Annotated in this window: 6 protein-coding genes, 1 tRNA gene and 1 pseudogene; 3 read left to right on the top strand and 5 right to left on the bottom strand. The window is 52.4% G+C overall.

Annotated features, from left to right (window positions below):
- Window positions 1–814: 814 nt before the first annotated feature.
- Window positions 815–3,058 carry an MBL fold metallo-hydrolase gene (locus ACJ8IL_RS04075; RefSeq protein ID WP_435967701.1) on the bottom strand — a complete coding sequence of 748 codons (2,244 nt, stop codon included), beginning with the start codon at window positions 3,056–3,058 and terminating at the stop codon, window positions 815–817.
- 419 nt (window positions 3,059–3,477) lie between these two features.
- A complete protein-coding gene (locus tag ACJ8IL_RS04070) occupies window positions 3,478–6,102 on the bottom strand; it encodes an AAA family ATPase (protein ID WP_435967700.1) in 2,625 nt (874 codons plus the stop codon).
- A gap of 776 nt (window positions 6,103–6,878) precedes the next feature.
- On the opposite strand from ACJ8IL_RS04070, the pseudogene ACJ8IL_RS04065 reads away from it, so the two are divergent.
- Window positions 6,879–7,119: pseudogene (locus ACJ8IL_RS04065) on the top strand (ArdC-like ssDNA-binding domain-containing protein); the annotation flags it as partial.
- Between the two features lie 222 nt (window positions 7,120–7,341).
- Here the strand turns inward: ACJ8IL_RS04065 and ACJ8IL_RS04060 are convergent.
- Window positions 7,342–7,417 (bottom strand) — tRNA-Asn (locus ACJ8IL_RS04060).
- A 62-nt stretch (window positions 7,418–7,479) separates the two neighbouring features.
- On the opposite strand from ACJ8IL_RS04060, the gene ACJ8IL_RS04055 reads away from it, so the two are divergent.
- Both ACJ8IL_RS04055 and nac read left to right on the top strand, forming a co-directional pair.
- Entirely contained in the window at window positions 7,480–7,704 is a 225-nt protein-coding gene (locus ACJ8IL_RS04055) for a hypothetical protein (protein ID WP_311271741.1), read from the top strand.
- A gap of 51 nt (window positions 7,705–7,755) precedes the next feature.
- Window positions 7,756–8,679: a nitrogen assimilation transcriptional regulator NAC gene (gene nac / locus ACJ8IL_RS04050; protein ID WP_043139985.1), complete on the top strand. Its 924-nt coding sequence runs from the start codon at window positions 7,756–7,758 to the stop codon at window positions 8,677–8,679.
- Between the two features lie 36 nt (window positions 8,680–8,715).
- On the opposite strand, the gene ACJ8IL_RS04045 is transcribed toward nac, so the two are convergent.
- Both ACJ8IL_RS04045 and opgB read right to left on the bottom strand, forming a co-directional pair.
- Window positions 8,716–10,179 (bottom strand): AMP nucleosidase, encoded by a 1,464-nt coding sequence (locus ACJ8IL_RS04045; RefSeq protein ID WP_060433496.1) that lies wholly within the window; start codon window positions 10,177–10,179, stop codon window positions 8,716–8,718.
- 139 nt (window positions 10,180–10,318) lie between these two features.
- Window positions 10,319–12,622, bottom strand: a complete 2,304-nt coding sequence (gene opgB, locus ACJ8IL_RS04040; RefSeq protein WP_049205537.1) for a phosphatidylglycerol--membrane-oligosaccharide glycerophosphotransferase — start codon at window positions 12,620–12,622, stop codon at window positions 10,319–10,321.
- Window positions 12,623–12,656: the final 34 nt, after the last annotated feature.

Raw genomic sequence — 12,656 nt, 5'->3', positions numbered from 1 at the left:
ACTATTGTCATCTGTCTTAATCAACGGGGAATAGGTCAATTGAAATGCATGAAATGTAATGGTGCAACTGAACCCGATCAAGAGTGCCAGCTTTATGTTTATGAGTAATTATGGAGTATTTTAATGGGGCAGCGCATCTTCTCTAATGGCCAGTCTTCTGAAACAAGAGCGGGTGGCTTGGTTCAAGGCTCTTCAATCAATGTATCCTGAAACCAATGCTCTTACAAGTTTGCATCTTCGGTGACAATCAGTTGGAAACTAGGCACATCACTCCTTAGTGAACTTCAGTAACAGCTCGAACAGCCTACGGACAGCATTGAGGTCTGCGTCAGCTTTAGTTCTTTGCACTGAACCGTCAGCATCTTTGTAATTTTGTTCTGTGATTTTACCCCCAATAGTGGACACGCTCTTATGCGAATAAAATCGCTAACAAGGTGAACCATGGCGCAAGCAAAATCTGTGAAGAAAGTGTAAGAACACCTGTTTTCAGGGAAGAGATCACTCTAGCTAAAGCTAAATACATGAGCGAGTGCTGTTAGGGTAAAGATTTCACTTAATTATCAAAGTGAAATATACTGGTAACAAACCTCTTCTATCAACATCTACGCTCAATTTGGCGGGCTTGGTGTCTGTGAGACTGTATACTATACCGATGATGAGAGTTGGAAATCTTGGTAGATCGGCCCGGAAGATATTTTTGATGAAAAGGGGGTATTATTGCCAACAGCAAAAAGTAACTTGTGTATAGCATTTAATACTCTATAGTATGAATTGTAATTTGCATCACAGATTTTCATGTTCATATTAACATAACCTAGAGTTCAAACCACGCAAGGTGCTGCTCATCAGGCATAAAATTGAGTTGTTCATCGAGCTCTCCATCTTCTTTTATTGTTGTATTTTTCTGATAAAAATCCTTTAAGTTATTCGTACGTAAACAAAAGGAATTTTTATCATACCCGAAGCTTATTGGTGGGATTACTGACTGGGATGTATCATCAAAAAGACGAACCATCTTAGCTGGGTCAAGAGTAATTATTTCGTTTTCATAATGGTTTATGGAAAACTGTTTAATCCCCCATTCACTTGGCAGGAAGTTTGGTAATGGTAAACTATCCTTTTTATAAAGGTGCAAAATTAAATGAGGTTCCTTATAACGGCCATAGCTCCATTTCACTGCTCTGAAATCATACAGACTGATCAAATCATGAAATAATTTTGATTTAAGATACATTGCAAAATCCCCATCGGGGATGCCAGCCCAACGTGCAGACAATGTTAGTAATGCTTCAGTATTAACACTCTTCAAAAAATCGTATTTATCGCGTAAATGCAAAGTTCGATCATCAATTTTTTCATCGGCAATAAAAATTAGATGCTCAAATTTCGAGATGCGCTTTAGCGCCGCTTGGTACTCTTTTTCTGTCAATGGTGCAACAATTTTAACGCTTTTATCGAACTGTCGGTGAGGTGTTTCTGCCCATAGCAGCCCATGGGATTGTGCATAAAGCACTACAGGGCCAGGATCATTAATAAGTTCAAAACGTTCATGGCCGTTAAATATTCCTATAATTTCATCAAGACTATACTTTTCGAAACAACTATTTGCACGTTCAGCAAGTGAAAGCTTTTTCAATTGCTCTGCTCTTCTTCGATTAAGCTGTTTGTTCAACCACTGCGCATGCTTTCTTACTTCAGTTTGAGTCCATCGAATGAATGATTCATCTGGTTCTATTAGCTTTTGCTGCATCACCACGATCGGTGCCGGGCTACGGTGTCCGTTGCCGCTCAGGCAGGCTGCAGCGTTCAGTGATTCACAGCGCGTCGAAAGACTAATCCGCTGAACAGGATGTTGATCTGTGGTGTTGCAATCAAAATGCTGTGCACAAGAGGTTTTGCCCTCAGGTTGTATGTCTGAAAAAAACAATTCTTTATTGCGCTTGTTAGGGCAAACAAGTGTGGCACCAATCATACGCACCGATTCGCGAAAACGGCAGTGCGGAAGTGAGTGCTTGCCATTGGCGCTGACTGTGACAATACGTGGACGAGTCCATAGCCAAAATTGCTCTACATCGCTTATTTCGTCACTTTTGTCTGACAGATATACCCGTCCTCCGTGGTGCGGAGCCTTCATCACGTCTGCAGCCAATCCCATCGGATGTTCTGAAGCGATCCACACCCAATTCTCTTGATCACCAGTAAGAACGATACGCCGACGATGGTGCTCTTCAAGCAATATATCTATCACCAGAACAAGAGAAGTATTATTAACAAGATGCTGACCGAAGAAATCGGGTTCATCCATTGATTTTTTATATTTGTTCAATACGCTGAGTGCGGCTTGATCGCTCTTAACCTCATGGCCATTAAACTGTAATTGCTTGGGCAATAGTGCATTTTGGCTGTCGAAAAGCTTTACATCTTGATGATTAGTAATTTCTTCATCGGGCTGTATTTGGGAGCGGATTAACCACTCCAGAGGCAAAGTTGTGTGGGTGAGTAGTGGCTGAAGCTCTGATAGAGGGGCGCTATAGAGTTTTTTCATCAGCTTTCTCGCAGGAGATATGACACTTACGGAACCGCTTTCTGTACGGTGAATATGATCTTGGAGAGGATAGATAACAGGTATATCGCGTGCGATGGCCAGATTTTCAATCTCTTCAGCTAATGTCACTGCACTTTGTACATGCGGTGCAAAAAGCCACTTTAATCGCCGAAAGGCAGGCAGGCAAGGTAACCATACTTCTCCAATAGAAATACTACGGTTTTTGAGCAGCTCATTTATCCCTCTCCTATGGTCTGCGTCAACATGGCTCAACACGACAATATCCAGATCGTTTTTGCCATCAGCACGCTTATTTTTTAGGTGAGAAACAAGGGCTGAAGACATAGCTAATCCTCCATCGTATAGAAGACGGAAAGTGAGCGTATCCCGCAGCCAGAACTCTATAAGCTGACAATCTCCGTGGCCGACACCAAAGGTTAGGATATCAACTCGATCTGCACTAGTTAAGGTATGCGGTGTATTTTTTTTTGAGGTTCTCGTTTTCTTGGGCATGACTTTTGTCCTTACAAGTATCTCTGTCAGCTAATAAATTGAAAAAATATCTTTATTATTCTATATTCATTTTAGATTGATATTTTTAATATTCGTCCTAGAGTACGGGTATTAGTGATAATTATGCAATGTGTTTAAACGAAGCTGGTTACTAGAATAAAACCACTTGTAAAACACAGCAATGACCCTCGAAAAATGTTGGTATTCTATGGTACCACATACCATTTTACATATCCAAGCTGGTTATATCCTAGGAAATTGAGTGCAGGTTTCTTCTCAGTGGCAGGGAAGGATGCTAACGGATCGGTCCCAGCCTTCGTTTCTAAACGACTTTTGTTGTATGTAATGTAAAGAGATGTGAACGGCTGTTAGAGAGCAAATGCAGGAAAGATTGAACAGCCAGCGCACCGGGTATATCTTTACACTGCAGTAACAGTTGGTCCCATTTTACGCTTCTTGGCTGTATCTTCTGAGCGTTTGTGTATTTGGGTACGCCAATTCTCTAGAGCGAGAATATCAGCAAGAAGTTCCTCTGGATCAGGAACTGCAACGCCGCCCGCCATGGCTTTGTCATGGGCGTAATTGGAGCATCTACTCATCCCCGCATGGACTTGTGCATAGTCATTATCGTCTACAATAACACCAATGAGCCTTTGTGTTTCTATGCCCTTGCGGAAGCGAAGGATAACCTCGCGCAGGAGAACTTCTTCTACTGCTCGTTCCCATGCCATGCGTAAGCGAAAATACGCGTCAACTGTCTGCCGTTGGTGCTCCTGCTCATTGCCTTCTTTATATAGTTTGGCGATTAACTGTTGCTGCGCTTTCAATGCTCCAACGCGTTTACTTGTATTTTTTCCCTCAAATGGCAACTCAGGATCTGCAATACCAAAGCCTTCTGCGCGGCGAGTAAGGCTTTGTGTAAACACCGTAGCACCGGCTTGCTTTGCTTCTTCGGTCAACAAACAGAGGAAGTAGATGTCATGGGTGAAAATAATAACTTGTCGCTGCAACGCTTCAGTTGCGAGGCGTTTGGCAACGCGTTCACGTCGGCGATGGTCTAGGGAAGATACAGGATCGTCGAAGACTACCCCCCCTTTGCTGCCGCTTAACCCTACTTCAGCTAGAAATGATCCGAGTGCAATGGCTCGTTGTTCACCTTCGCTCAATATTTCTCCTGGAGAGCGACTTTGCGGCAAATGAAGTTTAAGCTTGTGCAGTGCTTTCCCCCGATCTGTGCGGCTTTGCAGGGAAACACTCAAACTACCAACCCCCAATATTCTAAATTCCCGGTTCAATGCGTCGGCTAGTTCTTTGGATACGACTTTTTCCGCTAGTTCGGATGCTTTATTCGATATAGCATTTGTTCTGACCGCGCTAAGACAGCTTTTGAGCTTTGCTAAGTGTCCAAGTTTCGTCACTGCAGCAAGTACGGGTTCCCTGACTTGGCTGAGTCTTAGTCGTGCATCCAACTCTCCAAATTGTTTCACCAAAGCAGCGCGAGCTTCTTCATTCGAAGCTTTTTCCAAGGATTCCGCTTCGGTATTCAATTTGCTTGCTAACTCTTTTAACTCACTTACCGGAGAGTCTAATACTGTATTTAGTCCAGTCCAGTTATGCGAAACAATAGCCGTTTTGATTGCTTCGTGCCGAACTGCCAATGCGGATTCGAAAGACTTAATATCGACTACTAATGATGGGGAAATTTCGGCTATCTCCGCCTGTGTTATTTCATCAAAATTCAACGTGATAACTGCGGCAATGAATGGGCGATATTCATCAGCGAGTGCCTTGCGGCATGTCTGAGCATTTTTTTCAGCCTCTGCTTGAATAAAAGAATCAAATCGAAGCAATCTTTCCGCACCTTCAGCCAGTGGTTGTTGGCACAACGGGCACGCATCTTCATGTCCAAGATTAGGGAACGGCTTATTTGGATGGGCTTCTAAAGCAAATTTTCGTGCTGCATCGAATAGTTCTCGCCATGCTTCACCACCCGTCCCTGGTAAAAGGTTTTCCCCCTCCTTAAAGTTTTTTGCGGCTAGAGCGGCGGCTGCTTGGGCTGTACGGAATTTATCAGCAAGGGCTTTAAACTTTGTAATAGCTTCTGGGCCTACGATAAGCCCTTTTTCGATTGCATTTGTGGCAAGTGCTGTAACGCGACGTGCGCGTAAGCGCAATAAACCAGCTTTTTCTTTTGGGTTGTTCTCTTTGAGGCTTTTCTCTAATGTATTTAGTAATGTAAGTTCTTCTGGTTTGAGAGTTGCGAGGGCTTCAATTTGTACAATGTTGGATTTCGCAGAGAGCGCGGAAATCAACTTGCCCACAGCAGTTTCACCATGTAGGTGAGCAAATGCGGTGAGATCTACTGCTGATTGTTTTTGCTCTGCCTCAATAGCGGTTCTTAGTTGTTGACATACTTTTGCAAGAGCTTCGAATACACCCAAACCGTATGGCACATAGGAAAAGTCATCCTCATTATCTAAATAGGCACGAGCGCAACGCGTATCAAAGATAGCTAAAGAAGAAAGTTCAGGTGGCGCTTCTTTTCCTTGATACCAAGTTACCTCCTTGTCAGTACCATCAATAGTGATGTTGAATGATGCTTGAGCATTGCCAGCTTTTATTTCTGGTAAATTGGCATTTGGATGAACAGGTTCTGACTGATCGCGAGCACGGCAGGCTTGTTTCAGAACTCGTGAGTATCCCGATTTGCCTGATCCATTATCGCCATAAATAACAGTCATGCCTGTTGGGCTTATCACCAACTGCTGATTTTCTGCAATAGCATTAACATTGTGAAGATTTTTGATGGTGGATAATTTGATATCTGTGTCTTTCTTAGCTTGTACTGGAATTTGATCGACAGTTAGCGGCTTAGCTTGTCGATTTTTTGGGTCAGGAATTCCAAAATTAAGTTTGAGTAACGCATACAAATCCTCATGATCCTGTGGTGTAAGCGCCTGTTTTACTAATAAGCGAGAAACTGCATCGCTTTGCCACGCAGGAAGTCCCTGCGTCCAAGTAAAGATTTCCTGCAATATTGTCATAGTTCCACCTGTAACTATAATTTTTGAATGTAAAATCAACTAACATTCATAACGTTAGGAAAGCATAACTACAATACTCTGCCAGCGTTCCGGCGACAATTCGTTAGTTGTGACAACGGCTAAGTTTTTGGCATACATGACCCGGATCCCGAATATGATCCACCCATAATCAGGAATAACCGGCTTCTAACCCTGATTAAACCCACTATTCGCTACATTGTCAGCCACGGGGGAAGCCTACGGAATGCAGCGGTGAGGGGATGGGGATTGCCTTTCTGTCAACATGGCTGGCCGGAGACGAAATCGCTAAAAGGGAACTGAAGATGATATCCGTCACGACCGTGAGTATGATGCCCCGACTACGGCGTTGTGGCCTGCTTCAAGAAATCTCTCACCCCGGATCCGGTTGTGATTGATGCCGGATCGAGACAGTTTAAGAACTAACCGCCCCAGTTAACAGGGCCGTCTCGTCTAGCAGAAAAGCATGCTAACACCTATAAGAAGTTCCTGTCAGAGCCAGTCTCCGGCTCATTATCACCAATCTACTTTTCACCGCGGCAGAGCAAGGGGCGCTACGTCCGGATAAGTAGGAGTTGTTTTTTCTCCCGTGTGCTTTTCATTCCCGCATTCGCTTCCGGTTAATCGTTTCCCGTTGCAACCCGTCCCGCAAGAGTGAGGTGCACGCATGCTGCGCCCTTGCAGGACAGAACGACGCCGGGAAAACGAACCGTCAGGCGATACGAAGACGAAAATCACACCACTGACGGAGAAAAAACATGTCCATTTCCCTGCATAACCAGACTACCACCCCTAACCCCGCAGCAGCGACCAGCGTATCCCCGCTGGATCCGTCAGACTCCTCAAAATGAAATTTTCCAGAACCAAAACCGATATTTATCAGACCGTCACCGACAGCATCACTACATGCTTGAAGCTTTTGTAAACCCGTGGTCTTTCCCGTGGCAACGAGTGTCGGGTATATCTGGCTTGCCTTGCAACTTCGCAACCGGTATCGCGGAATGAATATCATGTCGTGGTGACGCGGTACGTCAGAGCTGATTCACACTGTATGACCTACAAATAGGCGCAAGTAAAGATGGGCAGGTGCAGCAAAGGGAAAGCACAATAGCGGTTTTCAATATCCACGCTACGGTGGAAATGGGCACTGGTGAAACTTACTTTTAAAAACCCCAAAACAAAAAGCCCGCTTAAGTTTCCTTAAGCGGGCTTCTCTAAATATGGCTCCTCTGACTGGACTCGAACCAGTGACATACGGATTAACAGTCCGCCGTTCTACCGACTGAACTACAGAGGAATCGTTTGAACGGGGCGAATAATAGCGGGGCGGTTGCGGCTTGTAAAGCGTGAAGACGTCCGATGCGTTCGTTTGCTGCAAGATTGCCCAACCTGCTGCTTTTTCTCGCTTTTGTCGCTTATCCCGCGCGCAGCGTCGCCGGGTTTCCCGTTGTTTGGCGCATTTGCCTGCCGATGGTGCAACGGTTGCCCTGCGCGGTGGCGCGCGCCGCCCGGCGAACGGCCATTTACCGCCTTGTACCCCGCTTCCACGGCCGTTTACCGACTCTGGCCTGGATCTTGCTGTGATTGCATGACCGGATTTCGGCATTCTCAATTTAGCGGCTCGCTGGAGGCACTATGAATTTCAGACGTCTGAAGTACTTCGTGAAAATCGTCGATATCGGCAGCCTGACTCAGGCGGCGGAGGTGTTGCACATCGCCCAGCCGGCGCTCAGCCAGCAGCTGGCGACGCTGGAAGGAGAGCTGAAGCAACAGCTGCTGATCCGCACCAAGCGCGGGGTGCAGCCGACCGAGGCCGGCAACATTCTGTATGCCCACGCGCAGACCATTCTGCGCCAGTGCGAGCAGGCGCAGAGCGCGGTTAACAGCGCCGGACAGGCGATGAGCGGCCAGGTGTCGCTCGGGCTGGCGTCAGGCAGCACCGCGGCGCAGCTGGCGCTGCCGTTGCTGCAGACTCTGCGCGATCAGCAGCCGGGTATCCTGCTCAGCCTGCATGAAAACGGCGGCACGACGCTCACCGGACAGGTGGCTAACCAGACGCTGGACATGGCGATGGTCTACGGCGCCAAAATGCCCGCTGGGCTGCACGCCATCGCGTTGATGCGGGAAGATCTCTATCTGGTGGCGACGCGCGCGGTGCCGCATCCCGGCAACAGCGTCGAGCTGCTGGACGTGGCGCGACTGAACCTGTTCCTGCCGCGCGAGGGCGATGCGGTGCGCAACCAGCTGGAGGAGGCGATGGCGCTGCGCAAGCTGGCTGCCAACGTGGTGGGGGAGATCGAATCCTCGGGTGCGTTGAGCGCCGCGATCGCCAGCGGGCTGGGGGCGACCGTGCTGCCGGAATCGGTGGCGCGCGCGATGATCGGCCCGGCCAAGGCCTGGATGGCACGCATCAATGCGCCGACGATGTCGGTGCCGCTGGCGCTGTGCATGTCGGGCCAACAGGCACTGTCCGCCCCGGCGCTGCTGGTCAAAGATCTGCTGCTGTCGATCGCCGGCGGCCGCAGCCAGGAAAAACGCGCACTGGCGCTGGTGCGTTGAGGAAAAAACGGCCCGCCGCAGCGGGCCTGAGCACCGTTACCGGAACGGCGGTTCGTTGAAGGTGCGCAGCTTGCGCGAGTGCAGACGATCGCCCTCAGCGCGCAGCAGATCGATGGCGCAGATGCCAATCTGCAGGTGCTCGGAGATCGCCCCTTCGTAGAAGCGGTTGGCCTGGCCCGGCAGTTTTATTTCACCGTGCAGTGGTTTGTCGGAGACGCACAGCAGCGTGCCGTACGGCACCCGGAAGCGGTAACCCTGAGCGGCGATGGTGGAGCTCTCCATGTCGACCGCCACCGCGCGGCTGAGGTTGAAGCGCCGCGCCGAAGCGGAGTAACGCAGCTCCCAGTTGCGATCGTCGGTGGTGACCACCGTGCCGGTGCGCAAACGCTGTTTGACCTCTTCACCGGGCATGCCGCTGACCATCTTGGTGGCGTCGTACAGGGCGCGCTGCACCTCGGCGATGCTCGGGATCGGGATATCCGGCGGCAGCACCGCATCCAGTACGTGATCGTCGCGCAGATAGGCGTGGGCCAGCACGTAATCGCCGATCTTCTGGCTTTCGCGCAGGCCGCCGCAGTGGCCGATCATCAGCCAGGCGCTCGGGCGCAGCACCGCCAGATGATCGCAAATGGTTTTGGCGTTGGACGGGCCGACGCCGATGTTGATCAGCGTGATGCCCTGGCCGGTGCGCGAGATCAGGTGATAGGCCGGCATCTGGTGGTTTTTCCACGCCAGATCGGACACCGCCTGTTCGGGCGCGCTGGTTTCCGGCGTGATGTAGGTGCCGCCGGCGCTGGAGAGCGCGATGTACGGGCTGGCCGGATCGGCGATCTGCGCGCAGGCCCAGCGCACGAACTCGTCCACATAGCGGGTGTAGTTGGTGAACAGCACGAACGGCTGGAAATGCTCCACCGGGGTGCCGGTGTAGTGCCGCAGACGCGCCAGCGAGAAATCCGCGCGCAGCGCATCGAAATGCGACAGCGGGAAATGGTTGTCGGTGGTGTGATACAGACCGTCGGCGGTCTCGTCACCGATCTGCGCCAGCTCGGTGGTGGGGAAATGCTGCGCGATACCGGCGCTCATTGAGCGATCGAGCGCCAGGCTGGACCCGTCGATCACATAAGGGAACGGGATCTCCTGCTGCGACGGCGCCACTTCAATATGGGCGGCGTAGTCGTGTTCCAGCATCGCCAGCTGTTCGGCCAGATAGTGGCGGAACAGCTGCGGCCGGGTCACGGTGGTGCTGTAGCTGCCGGGATGGGTAAAGCGGCCGAAGGCGCGGGTTTTGTTCGGGCCGGACTGCTGCCCGTCCCAGCTGACGCGCAGCTCGGGATACACGAACAGCCCGGCGGTGCGCGCCTGCGGGTCCGGCAGGGTGCCGTGGCTGATAAAGTCACTGACCGCCTGCCGCAGCGCGTCTACCGCGGCGTCATACAGGGCTTCCAGTTGATCGAGTGCCTGATCGGCGCTGAGGCCGCTGCGAGGTGGGGCATAGCTCATACTTTCTCCTTCGATGTCCCGGCTCTGGGGCGGGATTGGCGGCATTTCACCGTCACAGGTTAGCCGAAGCAGGGCGTAAAAGCTTGGTCGAAATGACGGGCACGGCAAAGAAATTACCGCGCCCGTGAAGGCGGGGGGATCAGGAGGCGGGAGCGGCCGCTTCGACCTTCAGCGATACCAGGCCGATGCCCAGCTTCTTCGGCGTGAAGCCGCCGCTGGCGCTCTCTTTCGGCTCGGTCGGTGCCGGCGGGGTAATGCTGATCTTCTGCGCGCCGCGCGGGTTGTCGAAGCGCAGGGTGACGGTGCTGTCCTGCTCGCCGAGCGACACGAAGCGCTCTTCGTCGCCGACGCGCACCGAAATTGGTTCGCCGACGTTGTTGCCGTAGGCGCGGGCGCGCAGCACCAGATCAAAGGTCTTCGGCAGCGGGTCGACGTAATCGATGTCGACCGCCGGCGCCAGGTTGGCGTCGGACCAGCGGCCCCACTCCTCGACGGCGGAAACGCCGGTAATGGCCTTCACCTGCTCCGGCAGGCCGGGCAGCATGAACTCGATGGCGTCCGCCCGGTATTTCACCGCCGCATCGTCCACCTGCAGGCGAGCGACGGCGTTTTGGTAATCGGCGACGCTGTCCGTCGCCGGGCCGGTGAAGTTCACCTTGCCGTTGAAGCGTTCGCCGCTGGCCTGCGCGATCTGCGGCGGCGAGGCCAGGGTGCCGGAGGCCACGCAGATGTCGGTGCTCAGCGCCAGCTGCGGCGCCCAGACCCGGCCGATCTCGTAGCATTTATCGACCCAGACGAATTTCTCCCCCGCGCCCAGCCCGGCCAGCTGTTTGCGCAGCGGGGTGGAGAGGTAGACGTTGAACATCGGTTCGATGCGGTTGTCGCCCACCCGCAGGATGAACGGCACCTTGTAAGTGACGCCGGAGAAGCTGAAGCTGCGTTGGCGCGTGTCCACGCTGTAGTCGCTGATGCGGTTCGGCAGGCCCCACTGGTTGATCACCGCCGGTTTCCAGCCGTTAATTTTCTCTTCGATATTCAGGAACACCGTAGACAGCGACGGCGCCGACAGGCTGCTGCGGCCGAGGCCGATGTAGTTGTCGCCGCCCATCACGTCCAGCACCGTGGCGCCGTTGTCCAGCGTGCTGCGCTTCTCGTTGCGCTGCTCCGCCTGCGGCCGGGTGCCGTCGATGATGAAGAACAGGTTGCGGCGCTTCTGTTTGGTCAGGATGTCGTAGGCGGTGTTGTTCATCGCCAGATGATCGGAGGAGACCACGATCACGGTGTTGCTGAAATAGGGCGAGCGTTTGATTTTGTCGATCAGCGCGGCGATGTGTTGCTGGCTGCAGGCCACCGCGCTCAGCGAGCGGTTTTCCTTGTTCTGCCAGGCGTAGCTTTTCTTGCTGCAGCCGGCGGAGATAAAGCCGTCCGGGTGATGGGTATCGACGGTCAGGGTAAACAGCGAGAACGGTTGGCGCTGTTTGGACAGCTCGACGAACTTGCCGTACACCACGTCCAGCACGCTGTCGTCGTACCAGCCCCAGTCGTTTTTGTAGCTCGGATCGGCGACCTGTTCGCGCAGCTCTTTGAAGCCGTAAACGTGGTCGAAGCCGTGGGATTTCAGGAAGGTGTCTTTACCGGCGAACGCCAGCTCGGCGCCCTGATAGAAATAGTTGCTGTAGCCGGCGGCCTTCAGCACGTCGCCCAGGCAGACGTTCTCCGGGTAGAAGGTGGAGACCGCGCTGGAGGCGTTGCCGTCGAAGGGCGCGAACAGCGGAATGCCGCACTGTGAGGCGACCATGCCGGCGATGGTGTAACCGGTGCCCGGCAGCTGTTGGGTGTTGCTGAAATCGATGCTGTCCGCGCGCAGGGCGTTCAGCTCGTCGGCCAGGCCGGGAAACAGCTCGGTATCGAAGTAGGTGCGCTCCAGGCTCTCGGCATAGATGTACACCAGGTTCGGCCGCTTGCCCTGCACGGTCTTTTTCGGCGCCTTGTAGTAGGTGGTGAAATCGGCGGTATCGCCGACGATCTGGCTCTTGACCAGCAGCGAGATGTCCTGAAATGCCGGGGTGGTGCCGACCGAAAACAGCGCCAGCAGCACGGCGACGAGGCTGTAGGCCACGCTGCTGCCTTTGGCTTTGCGGCGCAGCAGGCTGCGGGCCAGCACCGCGAAGATAAGCCCCAACGCCGCCAGCAGGCCGATGAACGGCAGCACGTATTTGCTGATGCCCGCGCCTTTGAGGCTGCTGGTGACGGTGTAAATCACCGCGTCGGTGATGCCGTCGCCGGTAAAGTAGTTGCTGGCGATCAGAATAACGTTCAGCACCAGATAGCTGCCGAGCAGCGTCAGCAAAATGGCGAACCACCAGCGGTTGGCGGCGGCCCGGGTGCGATAAATCAAAATCGACGCCAAGAAGAGAACAAACGAAACGACTGCTAAAACCATCCGCCAAACCCTGTCTGATTGAAAAAACGTTGCT

This window comes from Serratia sp. CY47444 (assembly GCF_052168635.1).
Taxonomy (GTDB): domain Bacteria; phylum Pseudomonadota; class Gammaproteobacteria; order Enterobacterales; family Enterobacteriaceae; genus Serratia; species Serratia bockelmannii.
The sequence above is the reverse complement of the archived record's forward strand: the minus strand, read 5'-3'. Positions and strand labels throughout refer to the sequence as shown.

Excerpts from the sequence above, each read along its gene's own strand:
- ACJ8IL_RS04075 (WP_435967701.1), bottom strand. The coding sequence starts at position 3,058 with ATGCCCAAGAAAACGAGAACCTCAAAAAAAAATACACCGCATACCTTA.
- ACJ8IL_RS04070 (WP_435967700.1), bottom strand. The coding sequence starts at position 6,102 with ATGACAATATTGCAGGAAATCTTTACTTGGACGCAGGGACTTCCTGCG.
- ACJ8IL_RS04055 (WP_311271741.1), top strand. The coding sequence starts at position 7,480 with ATGCGTTCGTTTGCTGCAAGATTGCCCAACCTGCTGCTTTTTCTCGCT.
- nac (WP_043139985.1), top strand. The coding sequence starts at position 7,756 with ATGAATTTCAGACGTCTGAAGTACTTCGTGAAAATCGTCGATATCGGC.
- ACJ8IL_RS04045 (WP_060433496.1), bottom strand. The coding sequence starts at position 10,179 with ATGAGCTATGCCCCACCTCGCAGCGGCCTCAGCGCCGATCAGGCACTC.
- opgB (WP_049205537.1), bottom strand. The coding sequence starts at position 12,622 with ATGGTTTTAGCAGTCGTTTCGTTTGTTCTCTTCTTGGCGTCGATTTTG.